This window comes from Enterobacter sp. YSU, assembly GCF_016082135.1.
GTDB classification, from domain to species: domain Bacteria; phylum Pseudomonadota; class Gammaproteobacteria; order Enterobacterales; family Enterobacteriaceae; genus Enterobacter; species Enterobacter hormaechei_C.
The window spans coordinates 4,607,520-4,626,460 of sequence record NZ_CP059487.1; the positions used below are offsets into that span (position 1 = coordinate 4,607,520).

An 18,941-nucleotide genomic window follows, 5' to 3' on the forward strand; every position below is an offset into this window, starting at 1 on the left:
TTCCGAAAAATTCAGATAAATCATCATGCTACTGACTGAACTTCCGCCAGACAGCCTCCACCTTTTCCGAAAATCGTCCTGATACAGACTGTTACCCGTTACATCAGGGTTTCATTTTACAACAATCGCCCTTTCGTTTATGGCAACAAGGTCGTCACGCACAATGAAACAAAAAGCATTATGGATTAACCAGATAAAAGGTCTGTGTATCTGCCTGGTGGTGATTTACCACTCGGTGATCACCTTTTATCCTCACCTGGACGGGCTACAGCATCCGTTATCGGGCCTGCTCGCCAAATGCTGGGTCTACTTTAATCTTTACCTTGCCCCGTTCCGTATGCCGGTGTTTTTCTTTATCTCCGGCTATTTGATCCGTCGATATATTGACGAGGTGAACTGGCGCACCAGTCTCGACAAGCGGATCTGGAGCATTGTCTGGGTTTTGGCCCTGTGGGGCGTCCTGCAATGGCAGGCGCTGACTCATCTGAATGCCTGGCTCGCCCCCGAGCGAGAGCTGGCGACAGCATCCAATGCGGCCTACGCCGATTCCGTTTCAGGGTTTGTACGGGGAATGCTCACGGCCAGCACAAGCCTATGGTATTTGTACGCCTTAGTGGTCTACTTTACGCTCTGTAAGCTGCTGAGCCGCTGGAAACTGCCGATGCTGGGGCTTCTGGCGCTGGCAAGCATCGCCATCAACTTCCTGCCGTTACCGTGGTGGGGAATGAACAGCGTGGTGCGCAACATGGTCTACTACAGCCTCGGCGCATGGTACGGCGCGCAGTTGATGGCGTGGATGAAAGGGATGAATTTGCGCCGCAGCTGGCTGATCCTCATCGCCTCTGGTGCGGTGTCGGTGGTGCTGTGGTTCGCTAACGTCCCTCTGCCGCTCTCTCTGCTGTCAATCGTAGTTATCATGAAGCTCTTTTACAGCTTCGAGCAGCGTTATGCCGTTCATCTCAATAACCTGCTGAACGTCATCGGTTCAAACACCATCGCGATATATACCACCCACCGCATTTTAATCGAGGCATTTAGCCTGCTCCTGATCCGCGAAATGAATGCGGCGTACTGGCCGATCTGGGCGGAGTTAACGCTGATTCTGGTTTATCCATTTATCAGCCTGCTCGTCTGCACGCTGGTTGGGCTGGGGGCACGTAAGCTCTCGACCGCCCTCTTTGGCGATCTTTTCTTCTCCCCTCCCGCGCGGCTTTCGCCCGTGCCCACGACCCGCTAACTAACCCTGTCCCATACGGGCTACAAAATAAGGCCTGCACAGACGGCTCCCTCTCCCTATGGGAGAGGGCTGGGGTGAGGGTGAACATACAGCTGTGGTGCTCGTTCCGTTCACCTTATGTTCCTTGCTATTCTATAACCGCACGAGCGGTGAACGTGCCAGGGTGGCTCATTCGCCACCACCCTGGCAACCCGGGCTCCCGGCGGTAAATCGTCGCTTCGCGATACCCTCGGCTTATTCCTTCCGGCTATCGGGTCGGGCATGAGCCTGCATCCATGCAGGCCACGCCCTCTCGGCGCATCCCTGCGCCTCGCCCCGGCCTTCAGGAAACGCCTCAGCGATTTACAGCCGGACCAGGGCATCGCTGAAAGCCCTCAGTTAGTCTGAAGACAACGTTATTGCTTCTGCTTTCAAATTACTGAGGAACCCTCTACCCATCCGGGGGCACTTTCCCTCTTGTGCGGTTACGATTTGCTTATGTAAAACGATCGAGGATAATAAAGACATTGCGTATCAGTGATATGCCCCAATACTGTTGGTATATCCCCAAGAGACTCTGACATAGCCATGCCTGAACACTATCGTTACTCCTTGCCTGTCAAAGCGGGCGACCAGCGCCAGCTGGGCGAACTCACGGGCGCGGCCTGCGCCACCCTGGTGGCGGAAATTGCTGAGCGGCATCCTGGGCCGGTGGTGCTGGTTGCCCCGGACATGCAAAACGCCCTGCGCCTGCACGATGAAATTCGTCAGTTCACCGACAGTCTGGTATTCAGCCTGGCCGACTGGGAAACGCTTCCCTACGACAGTTTTTCTCCGCACCAGGAGATCATCTCTTCACGCCTGTCGACGCTGTATCAGCTTCCCACCATGCAGCGCGGCGTGCTGATTGTACCGGTGAATACGCTGATGCAGCGCGTCTGTCCGCACAGCTATTTGCACGGCCATGCGCTGGTGATGAAAAAAGGCCAGCGCCTGTCGCGCGATGCCCTGCGCGTGCAGCTGGACGGAGCCGGCTATCGACATGTCGACCAGGTGATGGAGCACGGCGAATACGCGACGCGCGGTGCGCTGCTGGATCTCTATCCGATGGGCAGCGATCGGCCATATCGTCTGGATTTCTTTGATGATGAGATCGACAGCCTGCGCGTGTTCGACGCTGACACCCAGCGCACGCTGGAGGAAGTGGACTCCATTAACCTACTGCCCGCCCATGAGTTCCCGACGGATAAAACCGCCATCGAGCTGTTCCGCAGCCAGTGGCGCGACAGGTTCGACGTGAAGCGCGATGCCGAACATATCTACCAGCAAGTCAGCAAGGGCACCCTTCCGGCCGGGATCGAGTACTGGCAGCCCCTGTTCTTTAACGAACCGCTGCCGGCGCTGTTCAGCTACTTCCCGGCGAATACGCTGATTGTTAACACCGGGGATATCGACGCCAGTGCCAGCCGCTTTGAAAGCGAAACGCGCGCCCGCTTTGAAAACCGGGGCGTTGACCCGATGCGTCCGCTGCTGCCGCCGGAAATGCTGTGGCTACGTACCGACGAGCTCAACGCCGAGCTGAAACGCTGGCCGCGCATGCAGCTCAAAACCGACGCGCTTGCCGAGAAGGCGGCGAACACCAATCTCGCGTTCCGGACGCTGCCTGATCTGGCCGTTCAGGCGCAGCAGAAATCCCCCCTTGATAATCTGCGTAAGTTTCTTGAGTCCTTCACCGGGCCGGTGGTCTTCTCCGTTGAAAGTGAGGGTCGCCGTGAAGCGCTGGGCGAACTGCTGGGACGGATCAAAGTTGCGCCGAAGCGCATTCTTCGCCTGAGCGAAGCGACCGGAAATGGCCGTTACCTGATGATCGGCGCCGCCGAGCACGGATTCATTGATACGCTCAATAACCTGGCGTTGATTTGTGAAAGCGACCTGCTGGGCGAGCGCGTCGCGCGCCGTCGTCAGGACAGCCGTCGCACCATCAACCCGGACACCCTGATCCGTAACCTGGCCGAACTGCACCCCGGTCAGCCGATCGTTCACCTTGAACACGGGGTGGGTCGCTATCAGGGGATGACCACCCTCGAAGCAGGCGGCATCAAAGGTGAATACCTGATGCTGACCTACGCCAACGACGCCAAACTGTACGTGCCGGTGTCGTCCCTGCACCTGATCAGTCGCTACGCCGGGGGCGCGGAAGACAACGCGCCGCTGCATAAGCTGGGCGGCGATGCCTGGGCGCGCGCGCGCCAGAAGGCGGCGGAAAAAGTACGCGACGTGGCCGCCGAGCTGCTGGATATTTACGCCCAGCGTGCGGCCAAAGAGGGCTATGCGTTTAAGCATGATAAAGAGCAGTATCAGCTGTTCTGCGACAGCTTCCCGTTTGAAACTACGCCGGATCAGGCCCAGGCCATTAACGCCGTGCTGAGCGACATGTGCCAGCCGCTGGCCATGGACCGCTTGGTCTGCGGTGACGTGGGCTTCGGCAAAACCGAAGTGGCGATGCGTGCCGCCTTCCTGGCGGTGGAAAACAACAAGCAGGTGGCGGTGCTGGTGCCGACTACCCTCCTCGCCCAGCAGCACTTCGACAACTTCCGCGACCGCTTCGCCAACTGGCCGGTGCGCATTGAGATGCTGTCGCGTTTTCGCAGCGCCAAAGAGCAGACGCACATCCTGGAACAGGCAAGCGAAGGCAAAATTGATATTCTGATCGGCACTCACAAGCTGCTGCAAAGCGACGTGAAGTGGAAAGATCTGGGGCTGCTGATCGTGGATGAAGAGCACCGCTTCGGGGTGCGCCATAAAGAGCGCATCAAAGCGATGCGCGCCGACGTCGACATTCTGACCCTGACCGCAACGCCGATCCCGCGCACCCTGAACATGGCGATGAGCGGCATGCGCGATCTGTCGATTATCGCCACCCCACCGGCGCGCCGTCTGGCGGTGAAAACCTTTGTTCGCGAGTACGACAATCTGGTGGTGCGCGAGGCGATCCTGCGCGAAGTGCTGCGCGGCGGCCAGGTGTATTACCTGTATAACGACGTTGAAAATATTCAGAAAGCCGCCGACAGGCTGGCAGAGCTGGTACCGGAAGCGCGCATCGCCATTGGTCACGGCCAGATGCGCGAGCGCGAGCTGGAGCGGGTGATGAACGATTTCCACCACCAGCGTTTCAACGTGCTGGTGTGTACCACCATCATTGAGACCGGGATCGACATTCCAACGGCGAACACCATCATTATCGAACGTGCGGATCACTTCGGCCTGGCCCAGCTGCACCAGCTGCGCGGGCGCGTCGGGCGCTCGCACCATCAGGCCTACGCCTGGCTGCTGACGCCGCATCCGAAGGCGATGACCACCGACGCGCAAAAGCGTCTGGAAGCTATCGCCTCGCTGGAAGATCTGGGCGCTGGCTTTGCGCTGGCGACCCACGACCTGGAGATCCGCGGCGCCGGTGAGCTGCTGGGTGAAGACCAGAGCGGCTCCATGGAAACCATCGGTTTCTCGCTGTATATGGAGCTGCTGGAAAATGCCGTCGATGCGCTTAAAGCCGGACGTGAACCGTCTCTGGAAGATCTCACCAGCCAGCAGACCGAAGTGGAACTGCGCATGCCTTCTCTGCTGCCGGATGATTTTATTCCTGACGTGAATACCCGTCTGTCGTTCTACAAACGCATTGCCAGCGCGAAAAGCGAAGGCGAGCTGGAAGAGATCAAAGTCGAACTGATTGACCGTTTTGGGATATTGCCCGATGCGGCGCGCAACCTGCTGGATATTGCCCGCCTGCGTCAGCAGGCGCAGAAGCTGGGCATTCGCAAACTTGAAGGCAATGAGAAAGGCGGCGTCATTGAGTTTGCCGAGAAGAACCACGTCGATCCGATGTGGCTGATTGGCCTCCTGCAAAAACAGCCGCAGCATTTCCGTCTTGATGGCCCGACGCGTCTGAAATTTACTCAGGATCTGACGGAACGTAAAACCCGCATGGACTGGGTGCGTAACTTTATGCGTCAGCTGGAAGAGAACGCCATCGCATAACGGTATCCCCCGCCAGCGCCCGGCTGGCGGGGGGACAATTTACAAACTCTTTGCACTTCGCCCGAACTTCCCGACTATACATTCGCCATAATTATCATTAACGCCTTATAAAACAATAACCTTATCATTTGCATGGATTATGATAATGATGATTTCTTCGCGTTTTACCCGCTGGTTAACTCTGTTTGCGCTGGCCGCGACGGTTGCCGTCGCGCTCCCTGCTCGCGCCAATACCTGGCCTCTTCCGCCTGCCGGCAGCAATGTCGTAGGTGAAAACCGCTTTCACGTGGTTGAAAACGATGGCGGTTCGCTGGAAGCGATTGCCAAAAAATATAACGTCGGGTTCCTGGCGCTGTTGCAGGCCAACCCGGGCGTAGATCCATACGTGCCCCGTGCAGGCAGCGTACTGACGATTCCGCTGCAAACCATCCTGCCGGACGCGCCGCGTCAGGGCATTGTGATTAACCTCGCCGAGCTGCGTCTGTATTACTACCCGCCGGGCAAGAACGAAGTGACCGTCTACCCTATCGGTATTGGTCAGCTGGGGGGCGATACGCTCACGCCTACCATGATCACCACCGTCTCTGATAAGCGCGCTAATCCAACCTGGACCCCGACGGCAAACATTCGCGCCCGTTATAAAGCTCAAGGTATCGACCTGCCTGCCGTGGTGCCTGCTGGCCCGGATAATCCGATGGGGCACCATGCGATTCGCCTGGCGGCATACGGTGGGGTTTATCTTCTGCACGGAACGAATGCGGATTTCGGGATCGGGATGCGCGTCAGCTCCGGCTGCATTCGCCTGCGCGATGACGATATCAAAACGCTCTACCGCGTGATCGCCCCTGGCACGAAAGTGAATATCATTAATACGCCGATTAAAGTGTCTAAAGAGCCGGGTGGCGTCCGTCTGGTTGAGATCCACCAGCCGCTATCGAAAAACATCAATGACGATCCGCAGACGCTGCCGATTAATCTGAATGCCTCAATGGTGAGCTTTAAAACGAATGCCAATACCGATGGCGCGGTGATGGAGCGGGCGATGGAAGCGCGCTCGGGGATGCCAACCGATGTCACGCGGCATCATGAGGTTGCTCAGCAATCAATGTAAAGCAGTAATAACGACAAACGCCCTGCATCAGCAGGGCGTTTTTTATTGCAGTGGCATAACGGAGGGTTGCGTTACGCTTATTTGTAGATAACAGCGGTACCGTGCAGGGTGTTAGGACCGGTCACAGAGGTGATGCGGAATGATTTCGCACCCATTTCGTCAGCTTTTTGTGCCAGCTGATCTTCCAGAGAGCCCAGATTAGTCCCGGCAGTGGCAGAGATGGTACCGACTTTCTGCTGGTCTGCTGGCGTGGATTGCACTTCAACAGCAGCGAAGCTTGCGAAAGAGAGTGAACTCAGAACGGCGGCAGCGATGAGGGTTTTAACGTTTTTCATGATTTTATACCTTTAGGCAGATGATGTAGTGGTCGTTAGTTATTTAGTTAACGATCGATAGGTAAATGATAGATGTGATCCAGGTCACACGTCAACCCATTTTTATAATGGTCGTTAAATTAATTTCATTTGCCTTATATTTCATAAAGATAAAATTAAATTATTTTTCAGAAATCACCGCTGGTCGTTGCAGACGTTTATTTTTATAATGACTATTCAACAAAACAACAGAGGACCAACGGCACATGACAACCGATGTCACGCGTTGCGCGAAGAAAAGCCGTGGCCGACCAAAAGTGTTCGACAGGGATGCGGCGCTCGATAAGGCCATGACGCTCTTCTGGCAGCATGGGTATGAAGCCACGTCGCTTTCCGATCTCGTGGAAGCAACGGGCGCGAAAGCCCCTACCCTGTACGCAGAGTTCACCAACAAAGAAGGCTTATTCCGGGCCGTTCTGGACAGATACATCGCGCGCTTCGCGGCAAAACATGAAGCCCAGCTGTTCTGCGAAGAAAAAACGGTTGAGCAGGCATTGCAGGATTATTTCACGGCAATCGCGACCTGCTATACCAGCAAGGACACGCCTGCGGGCTGTTTTATGATCAACACCTCCGCGACCCTCGCGGCATCGTCTAAAGAGATTGCCAACACGGTCAAATCGCGACATGCGATGCAGGAGGAGACGCTCAGCACGTTTCTGGCTCAGCGTCAGCAGCGCGGCGAAATACCGGCGCATTGCCGTCCGCAGGAGCTTTCCCAGTATCTGAGCTGTATTTTACAGGGGATGTCCATCAGCGCCCGTGAAGGCGCGACGCTGGAAAAATTGCAGGGGATTACGCAAACAACGCTGCGCCTGTGGCCTGAACTTCTTAAACTCTGACGCAAAAAAAAAGCTCCTCAGCCTGAGCGCATGAGGAGCTAAGTTCAGAGAACATCTTTTTTACACTTTGTTATTCAGTATCAGCTGACCGTTGCTGTCGAGAGGGATCTGCGTGCCAGGATCTTTATCCATGCGGATTTTGCCCTGCTGATCGCCAATTTTGTAGGTTACGTCATAGCCCAACATTTTTTCAGACTTGTCATACACGGTTTTACAGCGCTGCTGCGTTGTGGTGTAGGTATCATTTTCCTGCATCGCGCCCTGTACCTGGTTACCGGCATAACCGCCACCCAGCGCACCAACCACCGTCGCGACATCCTTACCACGGCCGCCACCAAACTGATGACCAATCACCCCACCAGCAACCGCGCCCAGCACGGAGCCAGCGATACGGTTTTCATCCTGAACCGGACGACGGTGGGTGACAGAAACATTACGGCACTCCTGACGAGGCGTCTTGACCGTCTCTTTGATCGGTGTAGCGGAAACCACCTGCGCATACTGCGGGCCACGATCAAGTACGTTCAGACTGGCAACGGCAGCCACACCTAACGCAGCTGCGACGCCAATCCCTATACCCGCCAACATTGATTTATTCACGGGACTTCCTCCTTTGTTGCAATTGGTAGCAATTTTGCAGCGCAATAAACGCTTCGCCAATAAGATAAAGGATCAAAATCAGGGCTGTTGACCGGGACAACGTGGGTTTAAGAGAACTCTTAAGCGTCAGGAGGGAAATGCACAGCATGATGTGCTAAGAATTCCCTCCGGAGGGCCCGGAGGGAGAGAGAAATTAGTGCAGCTTCAGGCGTGGACGGATCACGCGGTTGATGCGGCCAACCAGCATCATCAGGCCGGTTTTGAAGTAGCCGTGCAGCGCAATCTGGTGCATACGGTACAGAGAAATGTACACGAAGCGGGCGATGCGCCCCTCCACCATCATGGAGCCGCGCATCAGGTTACCCATCAGGCTGCCCACGGTGGAGAAGTTTGAGAGCGACACCAGAGAGCCGTGGTCTTTGTAGACATAGGCTTTCATCGGTTTGCCTTTCATCTGCGCCAGGATGTTATGCAGCACGAGGCTTGCCATCTGGTGCGCGGCCTGAGCGCGAGGCGGTACAAATCCGCCTTCCGGACGTGCGCAGGAGGCACAGTCGCCAATGGCGAAGATGTCCGGATCGCGCGTGGTTTGCAGCGTCGGCTCTGTCACCAGCTGGTTAATGCGGTTCGTCTCCAGCCCACCGATATCTTTCATGAAATCAGGCGCTTTGATCCCCGCAGCCCAAACCATCAGGTCGGCCTGGATATATTCGCCGTCTTTGGTATGCAGGCCGCCCTCATCCGCGCTGGTCACCATGGTCTGGGTCAGCACGCGCACGCCCAGTTTGGTCAGCTCGTTGTGCGCCGCGCCGGAAATACGCGGCGGCAGCGCAGGCAGAATACGTTCACCTGCTTCCACCAGCGTCACATTCAGCGCTTCGTTAGTCAGCCCTTTGTAGCCGTAGCTGTGCAGCTGTTTGACCGCATTGTGCAACTCCGCCGATAATTCAACGCCCGTTGCGCCGCCGCCCACGATAGCAATGTTGACCTTGCCGTTAGCACCCATGTTGTTGGTGTACTTCAGGAACAGGTTAAGCATCTCCTGATGGAAACGACGCGCCTGATGCGGATTATCCAGGAAGATGCAGTGCTCTTTTACGCCTGGGGTGTTGAAATCATTGGAGGTACTGCCCAGGGCCATCACCAGCGTGTCATAGGCCAGCTTGCGCTCAGGAACCAGCAACTCGCCTTTATCATCACGCAGCTCAGCCAGCGTGATGGTTTTGTTTTCACGATTGATATCCACCACCGAACCCAGCTGGAACTGGAAGTGGTGGTTACGCGCATGCGCCAGATAGCTCAGCGCATCCACGCCCTCATCCAGCGACCCGGTCGCCACTTCGTGCAGTAACGGCTTCCACAGATGACTGTGGTTACGATCCACCAGCGTGATTTTGGCTTTCTTACCGCGACCCAGCTTCTTACCCAGCTGTGTCGCGAGCTCCAGTCCGCCAGCACCACCGCCGACAATCACTATCTTTTTCAATGGCGTAGTCAACGTGACCCCCTCAAATTATTAACCAATTGTTAATTAAAAGTTATATAAATAACCCTTAATTAACAACAGGTTACTGCGCTGAAACCATTCAGATTCATTGAGAATAGCACGTCAGGCGCATTGGTCATACCAAAATTGATATGTATCAAGTTTTGATGGTTTAAAAGTAGACAACTCTGACAAAAAAGAGGCCCGGTACGCTTTCACGTACCGGGCCTTTATCAGGTTCAGGGAGATCAGCCCAGCGTTTTAAAGGCTTTAATACGCTGCAAGTGCGGGGAAATGTTTTTGAACTTGTGGGTCTGCTCTTCGTCCCAGACAATTTCGTAGTAATGGTGCAGAAGCTCGGCGGCGCGGGAGCTGTTCAGCGCTTCATCGTTGCGGGAAAGGATCACCAGACACCGATCGCGGTTCTTTTCACGGAAATTGCTCACGCATTTAGTTGCGATGTCGGCGTACTCCTCCGGGCGATCGATTTTGCCTTCCATGTTTTCGTTCGGAAAGAGGTTAGGATTAAAAATGACCTGACGGATATCGCACAAAAAACCGATGCGCTCTGCCCAGTATCCTCCTAACCCCACGCCGCAGATCAGCGGGCGATCGTCGATATTGAGCTGCAACATTTTATCCACTTCTTTAAGCAGATGCTGCATGTCATGCTTCGGATGACGTGTGCTGTAACTGATCAGCCGGACATCCGGATCGATAAACTGCAATTGCAGCACTTTCTCATGATTACCAGGACTGTTTGAGTCAAAACCGTGTAAATAAATGATCATCGTCTCACCACGCTACGCCTTCCGGGATGAATTAAAGGGCTGCTTTATGTGCCTGCCAGCGCTCGTTCAGGGCTTCAAGCCGGGCGTTTACCGTTTTCCAGCGCGCCGAGTCCATCAGCTCCTGACGACTAAATGAACCTTTATGATACAATTGTGTAACACGTTCAGCATTGATCGGCGACAGGTTATCCAGCACGCTCACCGCCCCTTTACGATTATTGCAGACGAGGATCATATCGCAACCCGCATCCAGCGAAGCCTGCCCACGTTCGGCATAGCTACCCATAATTGCCGCCCCCTCCATGGATAAATCGTCAGAGAAAATTACGCCATTGAAGCCTAATTCCTGACGCAGTACGGTTTTCAGCCAGTGCGGAGAGCCGCTGGCCGGACGCGGATCGACCTCACTGTAGATGACGTGCGCAGGCATGATGGCATCCAGCTTGTTATCAGCGATCAGCGAGCGGAAAACCGACATGTCTTTAGCGCGAATGTCTGCTTCCGAGCGCGGATCGCGCGGGGTTTCTTTATGGGAATCCGCCGTCACCGCCCCGTGGCCCGGGAAATGTTTGCCGGTGGTTTTCATGCCCGCAGCATGCATACCGTCAATAAAGCGCGTCGCCATTGCCAGCGCAATACGCGGATCGTCATGATACGAACGCTCACCAATTGCCGCGCTAATGTGTCCTACGTCCAGCACCGGGGCGAAGCTGATGTCGATATCCATGGCGATCATCTCGCTGGCCATCAGCCAGCCGGCGTCCTGCGCCAGTTGACCGCCCTCTTCGATCCCCAGCAGCGCAGCAAAAGATTGCGCGGCGGGTAAACGGGTAAACCCTTCGCGGAAACGCTGCACACGCCCACCTTCTTGGTCTACGGCCACCACCAGGTGATTGCGCGACGCCGCACGGATCTGGCGAACCAGCTCACGCAACTGCTCCGGATCAAGATAATTGCGGGTGAAAAGAATCAGCCCCCCTACCAGCGGATGCGCCAGAATTTCGCGCTCTTCCGCATCCAGCTCAAACCCTTCGACATCCAACATTACTGGACCCACACCAACCTCTCTTATCCTTTCGTTTGTAACTGACGCCAGGCATCATTTGCCAGCGCAATAAATTGTTTGTCATCTGTCTGCTGAAGGCGCATTTCAAACCATCCCGCCATCAGCATCAACACCCACGGGCGCCAGCGCGCGACCTGCCGCGCAAGGGTGAGCGCATTGATGTTGGCGTTTCGGGCATAGGCGGTTATCAGCTGCTCGCGCGACGCCTCATCAGGCATCCAGACCGCAGCGAGTTCGAGCGCCACGTCACCGTCTCCGGCATATTCCCAGTCGATAAGTTTCTCGCCTGCCGTGGTATGAACGATATTACCCGCGTGGACATCCATATGCAGCGGCGCCAGACGTAACGCCTGCGGCTCTCCCGCTCTGCGTAGCCGCTTAAGCTGCGCCAGCCAGTAGGGCGTGCGTCGTCCAGGCGCAGCCTGCTGCCAGTAGTGATCCAGCAAAGGAAGTAACGTTACCCGCCAGCCCAGACGCGGCTGGCGATGCAGATGATACAGCATGGCTGCAAGCGCAGGCGTATCGGGAAGCTCGCTTTTGATCTCACCCGCAATAAACGCCACCGCCATCCAGTCTCTGATAAAGAGATGAGGTTGTGGCGCAAGGTCGGCGGGCAGGCGCTTCAGGGCGCGGAACTGGCGACGAAAATGGGAGGCAGGCGCGGCGGCATCGTGATGCTGACGTAAAACCAGCCGATGGTCGCCACGCTCAATAATGCAACTCGCGCCGCCAAGCCCGGCGGGGGCTTGCGGCGCGATAACACGGTACTGAGGGAAATAACGCGTCAGGACGTCATGACGCGTGCGCTTATTGTTGCGTAACGGCACCTTTACCTGACCAGATAATTTCGCCGGTCTGAACCAGCATTAACTGCATCTGCAACGACGGCGTGTTCACGTTGCCTGTCGCGTTAGAATAAAGGACATACTGCGCGCCAACGTTGCGGGCAATACCAATCGCTTTACTGCGCGAGCCCAGGCTGTCCTGAGGCGACAGACCAAGCTGCTGCTTGGCGACCGCGAGCTGCTGAGCTGAGACCAGCGTAAATTTACCGTTGTTTGCCAGCGCGTTGCGCAGGGTTTCCGTCGCTTCTCCCGCATTCAGGGAACCGTTTGTACGGTTGTTCACGCTGTCCACCAGCAGCACGCTGCCGGGCGTAACGCCCTGTGCCTGCAACATTTTGCCCACCATCGGCTGCATCGCGCCGTTCCAGTCATAGTGGCGTACTCGCGGCGCAGGCTGTGCGGTGTCGTCCGGATGTTCGATCGGGCCAGGCTGCGCCGGAATGGTCGGTACAGACGGCACGGTTGGAACAGGCTGCGCTGGCGTTGTTGGCTGTTCCGTTCCCGGCTTCGCCTGATCTACCGGTGCTGGTTCTTCCGTTCGCGTCACACAACCCGCCAGAAAGAGTGCAAAAGCACTCAGGAGCGCATAACGGCTCATTGTTTTAATCAAGGTTCACTCCTTACAAATAAAGATAAAGTCTCACCTTATGTGCACCCAGATAGCTGGCGCTGCCGTAGAGCGTGACTGACGATCTTGCCGGGATGGTCACGCTGCGCGGCGCCTCAAGCGGGTGCATCTCAAGACCTCTCACGTCATACCAGTAGAAGCGATAATGCACCGTCACTGGCTCTTGCCTTTCGTTATAGAGCGTAGAGGAGGCTGAAGACTGGATTTCGCTTATGGTCAGCGAAGGTTTCTCCGCCGTGATGCCCGCAGCAAGCACTGAGGACTCCATCACCAGCGTCTGTTCTTCACTGACCGGGATGGCGGGACGCGCGCTGCACCCAACCATTACCAGCGTCACGATCAGCGCTGCAATACGCCCAGTTAACATATTAAAGACCTTTATGTGCCAGCATCGGTCCCAGTGGACGTCCACCCAGCAGATGCATATGAATATGATAGACTTCCTGGCCGCCATGGCGATTACAGTTCATGATCAGACGGTATCCGTCTTCAGCGATCCCTTCCTGCTCTGCGATTTTCGCGGCTACCGTAAGCATACGGCCCAGCGCCACTTCATGCTCGGTTTTAACGTCATTAACGGTCGGGATCAGAATATTGGGAATAATAAGGATGTGCGTCGGCGCCTGGGGAGAAATGTCGCGGAAAGCCGTGACCAGTTCATCCTGATAGACAATATCCGACGGAATTTCGCGGCGGATAATTTTACTGAAAATCGTTTCTTCAGCCATGACCTTTTCCTTTTAAGTTTAATCTGGCGTCGTGCGTCCGTTGTTAACACACATTGTCTGATTTACTGCGTGACACAAGACAAGAGTATGAGCGAGTTTCTCCTGTCCTTTCAACCTTCTCCCGTGATTTCTTTCCTGATTGTCCGCCATCTGGCTGAAGAGGCATCGCTTTAGGACATTTCTTTTCTGAAACCTTATTTCAGTTCATCCCGAAACATCTGTTTACAGCGTTAATCACAATGCGTATATTTCGCATTTGCATTTTCATGCGCATTTTTAACATAGAAAACGACGTCAGCCCGTGCTAGCGGGACTGTCGCGAATTACCTTCACCATTCACTAAGGGTTTGATGATGTCTTTCATTAATCACACCAGGGATGGGCAACATCAGCCTGCCGCAACACCTTCGTTGCTGGCCGCCTGCATTGCTATGGCATTGACGCCAACCGCCGCTTTCGCTGCTTCAACCACCGAAGATACCGTCGTCGTAGACGGGGGTTTTGACAACACACAGGATCTTTCTGCCAGCCAGGATCAGGATTACAGCGTAAAAACTACCACCACCGGCACCAAACTGTTGCTGGTTCCCCGCGACATCCCACAGTCCGTCAGCGTTATCAGCCAGCAACGTATGGCTGACCAGAATCTGCAATCCATCGGACAGGTGCTGACGAATACCACGGGCATTACGGCCCAGGTGCAGGACAGCGACCGTACCGTGTTTTACTCACGCGGCTTTTTCGTCAGCAACTACGCCTATGACGACCTGCCAACCTCCATCAGTGAAGTGTGGAACTTTGGTGATACCGCCGCGGATACCGCGATTTATGACCGCATCGAAGTGGTTCGCGGCGCCACCGGCCTGATGTCCGGCACCGGCAACCCGGCGGCGTACGTTAATATGGTGCGTAAGCACGCGGACAGCCCGGAATTTAAAGGTAACGTCTCCGCCAGCTACGGCAGCTGGGACAAGCAGCGCTACGTGCTGGATCTCCAGGCGCCGCTGGTAGAGTCAGGTAAGGTACGGGGCCGTCTGATTACCGGTTATCAGGACAACGACAGCTTCGTGGATAACTACCACTACCGGAAGAAATTCCTCTACGGTGTGATGGACGCGGATGTCACCGACAGCACCACCCTCTCGGTAGGGTATGAGTATCAGGAAAGCCATACCGCCGACCCAACCTGGGGCGGGCTGCCGACCTGGTACAGCGACGGAAGTAAGACCCACTACAATCGCAGCCAGACTGTCGCACCTGACTGGGCTTATTCAGATAAAGACAGCACCCGCATCTTCGCTAACCTGACTCAGCGTTTCGATAATGGCTGGGAAGCGCACATCAACGGTATGCACGCTGAAACCAACTTCGACTCCAAACTGATGTATATGTCCGGCTATCCGGATAAAGAGACCGGTGCGGGCCTGGTGGGTTACGGCGGCTGGAACCGTGGGGAACGTAAACAGGATGCGGTTGACGCCTTCCTGCGCGGCGGCTTCGATCTCTTTGGCCGTCAGCACGAAATGATGTTCGGCGGCAGCTTCAGCCGTCAGCGTAACCATTACGACAACTCCATGCCGGATGCGGTATACGGCATGGTTGATGTCGGCAACTTTAATAACTGGAACGGGAACATCGCCGATCCCCAGTGGACGCCGTGGAAACTCTACAGCAAGGATGATATTCGCCAGTCTTCAGCCTATTCGTCGGCTCGTTTCTCGCTGGCCGATCCGCTGCACCTGATCCTGGGCGCGCGCTACACCCAATATAACATTCGTTATAACCCGGCAGGATCGCCGAATACCCGTCTGGAAAGCACCAAAGATGATGTCACGCCGTACGCCGGCCTGGTGTATGACATCAATGAGGACTGGTCGACCTACGTCAGCTATACCTCTATCTTCCAGCCGCAGGATAAGCGCGATGCCAGCGGACGTTATCTTGACCCTACCACGGGTAAAAGCTACGAAGCCGGGGTGAAGGCGGACTGGTTTAATACCCGCCTCACCACCTCGCTGGCGATTTTCCGCATTGAGCAGGATAACGTCGCCAGCAACACCTATACCTACATGCCGAGCGGTGAGTCGATCTATGAATCGCTGGACGGGGTGGTCAGCAAAGGGGTCGAGTTCGAGCTCAACGGTGCCCTGACCGATAACTGGCAGCTGACCTTCGGCGCGACGCGTTACATCGCAGAAGATAAGAATGGCAACGCCGTCAGCTCCGATCAGCCGCGCACAACCATGAAGCTCTTCACCCGCTATCAGCTGCCAATGCTGCCGGAACTGACCGTGGGCGGTGGCGTAAACTGGCAGAACAAAGTGTGGACGGACGTGGAAGGCGGCCCGGCAGGACGTTCCCGCGCGGAGCAAGGCAGCTATGGGCTGGTGAACCTGTTCAGCCGTTATCAGGTCACCAAAGATTTTGCGGTGCAGGCTAACGTCAACAACCTGTTCGACAAAGAGTATTACGATTACGTCGGATCGTATGCGGTTTATGGCGCGCCGCTGAACGTCTCGGTGAGCGCGAGCTACGATTTCTGAGTGACAGAAGCCCGGTGGCGCTGCGCTTACCGGGCCTATCCATCACGTAGGCCCGGTAAGGTGCCGCCGCCACCCGGCACCACAAGCCGTAGTAATAAAAAAGGCAGCCATTCGGCTGCCTTAGTCTCCCCAGGTCACAGCTTAGTTGTTGCGGATGTACTCATCCATTTCGGTTTTCAGGTTATCGGATTTCGTACCGAAGATTGCCTGAACACCAGAACCTGCAACAACGACGCCCGCTGCGCCCAGTTTTTTCAGACCCGGCTGGTCTACTTTCGCAACGTCGGCAACGCTCACACGCAGACGAGTGATACACGCGTCCAGGTTAGTGATGTTCTCTTTACCACCGAAGGCAGCTACCAGAGCAGGCGCCATTTCGCTGGTCGCACCGGCTTTGCTGTCTTCCGTTGCATCTTCACGACCCGGCGTTTTCAGGTCCAGTGCTTTGATCAGCACGCGGAAGACGGTGTAGTACACCACTGCGTAGCCCGCACCCACAATTGGGAACAGCCACAGCTTGCTGCTGTTACCGGACAGAACGATGAAGTCGATCAGACCGTGAGAGAAGGACGTACCGTCACGCATACCCAGCAGGATACAGATTGGGAATGCCAGACCTGCCAGTACCGCGTGGATGATGTACAGGATCGGCGCAACGAACATGAAGGAGAACTCGATCGGCTCGGTGATACCGGTCAGGAACGAGGTCAGCGCTGCGGAGATCATGATACCGCCCACTTTTGCACGGTTCTCTGGTTTAGCAGAGTGCCAGATCGCAATTGCGGCGGCCGGCAGACCGTACATTTTGAACAGGAAGCCACCAGACAGTTTACCTGCCGTTGGGTCACCCGCCATGTAGCGTGGGATGTCGCCGTGGAACACCTGGCCTGCTGCGTTGGTGTATTCACCAATCTGCATCTGGAATGGAACGTTCCAGATGTGGTGCAGACCAAATGGTACCAGGCAGCGCTCAATGAAGCCGTAGATACCGAACGCCACAACCGGGTTCTGGTAAGCCGCCCACTGAGAGAAGGTCTGAATTGCCGTACCGATTGGTGGCCAGATGAAAGACAGAACCACACCGGTGAAAATCGCGGCCAGACCAGAAATGATCGGCACAAAACGTTTACCCGCGAAGAAGCCCAGATACTCAGGCAGCTTGATGCGATAGAAGCGGTTAAACATATACGCTGCAATCGCACCGGAGATGATACCACCGAGAACACCGGTGTCCGCCAGATGCTTAGCGGCAATCTCTTCAGCAGGTAAATGCAGTACCAGCGGCGCAACCACAGCCATGGTTTTCACCATGATGCCGTAAGCAACAACGGACGCCAGCGCGGATACACCGTCGTTATTGGTGAAGCCCAGAGCAACACCGATAGCGAAGATCAGCGGCATGTTAGCAAAAACAGAACCGCCTGCTTCGGCCATCACGTGGGAAACTACGGCTGGCAGCCAGCTGAAGTTTGCAGAACCGACACCCAGCAGGATACCTGCGATAGGCAGTACGGATACTGGCAGCATCAGCGATTTACCGACCTTTTGCAGGTTAGCAAATGCATTCTTAAACATAATTGAGAGTGCTCCTGAGTATTTGTGCTTTTTTTACGTTTTCACGCATTGGCCCGGGGGGAGTACCGCGCCGTGGACAGGACATCTAAGCGCCCTTTATTTATTACACAGAGTAAAATAATTCCCTCTGAGTTTGTTTGACGGCTATCACGTTTCAGTTCAAGACGGCCAAAAAACTTGCAGATATTTACATAAAGCATGTCTGGATGTGTCTAAAAACGCCATCACCGCCCCAAATGAGGCGGTGAACTTTACTCGTTTTACTTATTAATTACGAGCCTAAAAATAACAGGCGTATCAGACAGATTGCAGGCGGGCGGGGTCGATATGGAACAGACTGGCGAAGTTTTCCGTTGTCACGCGAGCCAGCTCTTCAATACTGACACCTTTCAGAACGGCCATATACTCAGCGACATCCCGGGTCATCGCTGGCTGATTTTCTTTGCCGCGATGAGGCACCGGTGCCAGGTACGGGGAATCGGTTTCAACCAGAATACGATCCAGCGGAACATATCGCGCCGCATCACGCAGTTGCTCAGCATTCCGGAACGTTACAATCCCCGAGAACGAGATATAAAAGCCTAAATCAAGCAGCTTACCCGCCGTTTCTCTGTCTTCAGTGAAACAGTGTAGTACGCCACCGCAATCCGTCACCTTTTCTTCCCGCAGGATCGCCAGCGTGTCGGCGCGCGCATCGCGGGTATGAACGATAACAGGCTTATTCAGTTCACGGCCAATACGGATGTGGTTGCGGAAGGATTCCTGCTGGCGAGGTTTCGTTTCCGGGGTGTAGAAATAGTCGAGACCGGTCTCGCCCATCGCCACTACGCCCTCTTCTGCGGCAAGACGGCGTAAATCCTCAATATTGTACGCTTCATCCTGATTCAGCGGATGCACGCCGCAGGAGAAGACGACATTATCGCGCTCGCCTACCAGTTCACGCATGGAGCGGTAACCCGGCAACGTGGTCGCCACGGCCAGGCAAAATTTCACATTGCGGGCGGCGGCTTTCGCCAGCACGTCGTCCACATTTTTATGCAGGGACTGATAATCCAGGCCATCAAGATGGCAGTGTGAGTCGACTAAAAACATAACGTCTCT

16 protein-coding genes are annotated in these 18,941 nt (G+C 55.4%); 5 read left to right on the forward strand and 11 right to left on the reverse strand.

Translation table 11 applies throughout. From position 1 onward, the window contains the following. Window positions 1-163 precede the first annotated feature (163 nt). The 3 genes from H2Z33_RS22150 (at window position 164) to ldtC (ending at window position 6,362) form a co-directional block, all read left to right on the forward strand. Window positions 164-1,237, forward strand: a complete 1,074-nt coding sequence (locus H2Z33_RS22150) for an acyltransferase family protein (RefSeq protein WP_063135244.1) — start codon at window positions 164-166, stop codon at window positions 1,235-1,237. A 567-nt stretch (window positions 1,238-1,804) separates the two neighbouring features. Beyond that, window positions 1,805-5,251: a transcription-repair coupling factor gene (gene mfd, locus H2Z33_RS22155; RefSeq protein ID WP_063135245.1), complete on the forward strand. Its 3,447-nt coding sequence runs from the start codon at window positions 1,805-1,807 to the stop codon at window positions 5,249-5,251. Window positions 5,252-5,396: 145 nt separating this feature from the next. Beyond that, complete coding sequence (gene ldtC / locus H2Z33_RS22160) at window positions 5,397-6,362, forward strand: L,D-transpeptidase LdtC (protein WP_063135246.1); 966 nt, start codon at window positions 5,397-5,399, stop codon at window positions 6,360-6,362. A gap of 77 nt (window positions 6,363-6,439) precedes the next feature. Here ldtC and bhsA read toward each other — a convergent pair whose 3' ends face one another. After that, window positions 6,440-6,697, reverse strand: coding sequence for a multiple stress resistance protein BhsA (bhsA, locus tag H2Z33_RS22165; protein WP_006809234.1), 258 nt, complete (start codon window positions 6,695-6,697; stop codon window positions 6,440-6,442). Window positions 6,698-6,942: 245 nt separating this feature from the next. Here bhsA and H2Z33_RS22170 point away from each other — a divergent pair, with 245 nt between their 5' ends. After that, window positions 6,943-7,578 (forward strand): TetR/AcrR family transcriptional regulator, encoded by a 636-nt coding sequence (locus H2Z33_RS22170; protein ID WP_015570813.1) that lies wholly within the window; start codon window positions 6,943-6,945, stop codon window positions 7,576-7,578. A gap of 60 nt (window positions 7,579-7,638) precedes the next feature. Here H2Z33_RS22170 and H2Z33_RS22175 read toward each other — a convergent pair whose 3' ends face one another. From H2Z33_RS22175 to hinT, 8 genes are all read right to left on the reverse strand, one after another. Further along, entirely contained in the window at window positions 7,639-8,178 is a 540-nt protein-coding gene (locus tag H2Z33_RS22175; protein ID WP_017384715.1) for a glycine zipper 2TM domain-containing protein, read from the reverse strand. Between the two features lie 193 nt (window positions 8,179-8,371). Beyond that, window positions 8,372-9,676 carry an NAD(P)/FAD-dependent oxidoreductase gene (locus H2Z33_RS22180; protein ID WP_017693633.1) on the reverse strand — a complete coding sequence of 435 codons (1,305 nt, stop codon included), beginning with the start codon at window positions 9,674-9,676 and terminating at the stop codon, window positions 8,372-8,374. A 236-nt stretch (window positions 9,677-9,912) separates the two neighbouring features. Then, window positions 9,913-10,455: an alpha/beta hydrolase YcfP gene (gene ycfP / locus H2Z33_RS22185; protein WP_006809239.1), complete on the reverse strand. Its 543-nt coding sequence runs from the start codon at window positions 10,453-10,455 to the stop codon at window positions 9,913-9,915. A 31-nt stretch (window positions 10,456-10,486) separates the two neighbouring features. Beyond that, window positions 10,487-11,512, reverse strand: a complete 1,026-nt coding sequence (nagZ, locus tag H2Z33_RS22190; RefSeq protein WP_063135247.1) for a beta-N-acetylhexosaminidase — start codon at window positions 11,510-11,512, stop codon at window positions 10,487-10,489. Between the two features lie 11 nt (window positions 11,513-11,523). After that, window positions 11,524-12,348, reverse strand: coding sequence for a thiamine kinase (gene thiK, locus H2Z33_RS22195; protein WP_017384718.1), 825 nt, complete (start codon window positions 12,346-12,348; stop codon window positions 11,524-11,526). Continuing rightward, window positions 12,329-12,973 carry a penicillin-binding protein activator LpoB gene (gene lpoB / locus H2Z33_RS22200; RefSeq protein ID WP_085929697.1) on the reverse strand — a complete coding sequence of 215 codons (645 nt, stop codon included), beginning with the start codon at window positions 12,971-12,973 and terminating at the stop codon, window positions 12,329-12,331. The genes thiK and lpoB overlap by 20 nt, the downstream gene beginning before the upstream one ends. A gap of 13 nt (window positions 12,974-12,986) precedes the next feature. Further along, a complete protein-coding gene (locus H2Z33_RS22205; RefSeq protein WP_003857939.1) occupies window positions 12,987-13,361 on the reverse strand; it encodes a YcfL family protein in 375 nt (124 codons plus the stop codon). Between the two features lies 1 nt (window position 13,362). After that, window positions 13,363-13,722, reverse strand: a complete 360-nt coding sequence (gene hinT / locus H2Z33_RS22210; protein WP_006809243.1) for a purine nucleoside phosphoramidase — start codon at window positions 13,720-13,722, stop codon at window positions 13,363-13,365. A 353-nt stretch (window positions 13,723-14,075) separates the two neighbouring features. Between hinT and fhuE the strand changes: the two genes are divergently transcribed. After that, entirely contained in the window at window positions 14,076-16,265 is a 2,190-nt protein-coding gene (fhuE, locus tag H2Z33_RS22215; RefSeq protein WP_063135249.1) for a ferric-rhodotorulic acid/ferric-coprogen receptor FhuE, read from the forward strand. Window positions 16,266-16,406: 141 nt separating this feature from the next. On the opposite strand, the gene ptsG is transcribed toward fhuE, so the two are convergent. Together ptsG and H2Z33_RS22225 are read right to left on the reverse strand one after the other, a co-directional pair. After that, window positions 16,407-17,840, reverse strand: a complete 1,434-nt coding sequence (ptsG, locus tag H2Z33_RS22220; protein ID WP_003857942.1) for a PTS glucose transporter subunit IIBC — start codon at window positions 17,838-17,840, stop codon at window positions 16,407-16,409. Window positions 17,841-18,137: 297 nt separating this feature from the next. Beyond that, the gene (locus tag H2Z33_RS22225; protein ID WP_032670936.1) at window positions 18,138-18,932 is read right to left on the reverse strand and encodes a metal-dependent hydrolase; all 795 of its coding nucleotides are present in this window, start codon (window positions 18,930-18,932) and stop codon (window positions 18,138-18,140) included. Window positions 18,933-18,941: the final 9 nt, after the last annotated feature.

Excerpts from the sequence above, each read along its gene's own strand:
- H2Z33_RS22150 (WP_063135244.1), top strand. The coding sequence starts at position 164 with ATGAAACAAAAAGCATTATGGATTAACCAGATAAAAGGTCTGTGTATC.
- mfd (WP_063135245.1), top strand. The coding sequence starts at position 1,805 with ATGCCTGAACACTATCGTTACTCCTTGCCTGTCAAAGCGGGCGACCAG.
- ldtC (WP_063135246.1), top strand. The coding sequence starts at position 5,397 with ATGATGATTTCTTCGCGTTTTACCCGCTGGTTAACTCTGTTTGCGCTG.
- bhsA (WP_006809234.1), bottom strand. The coding sequence starts at position 6,697 with ATGAAAAACGTTAAAACCCTCATCGCTGCCGCCGTTCTGAGTTCACTC.
- H2Z33_RS22170 (WP_015570813.1), top strand. The coding sequence starts at position 6,943 with ATGACAACCGATGTCACGCGTTGCGCGAAGAAAAGCCGTGGCCGACCA.
- ycfP (WP_006809239.1), bottom strand. The coding sequence starts at position 10,455 with ATGATCATTTATTTACACGGTTTTGACTCAAACAGTCCTGGTAATCAT.
- H2Z33_RS22205 (WP_003857939.1), bottom strand. The coding sequence starts at position 13,361 with ATGTTAACTGGGCGTATTGCAGCGCTGATCGTGACGCTGGTAATGGTT.
- hinT (WP_006809243.1), bottom strand. The coding sequence starts at position 13,722 with ATGGCTGAAGAAACGATTTTCAGTAAAATTATCCGCCGCGAAATTCCG.
- fhuE (WP_063135249.1), top strand. The coding sequence starts at position 14,076 with ATGTCTTTCATTAATCACACCAGGGATGGGCAACATCAGCCTGCCGCA.
- ptsG (WP_003857942.1), bottom strand. The coding sequence starts at position 17,840 with ATGTTTAAGAATGCATTTGCTAACCTGCAAAAGGTCGGTAAATCGCTG.
- H2Z33_RS22225 (WP_032670936.1), bottom strand. The coding sequence starts at position 18,932 with ATGTTTTTAGTCGACTCACACTGCCATCTTGATGGCCTGGATTATCAG.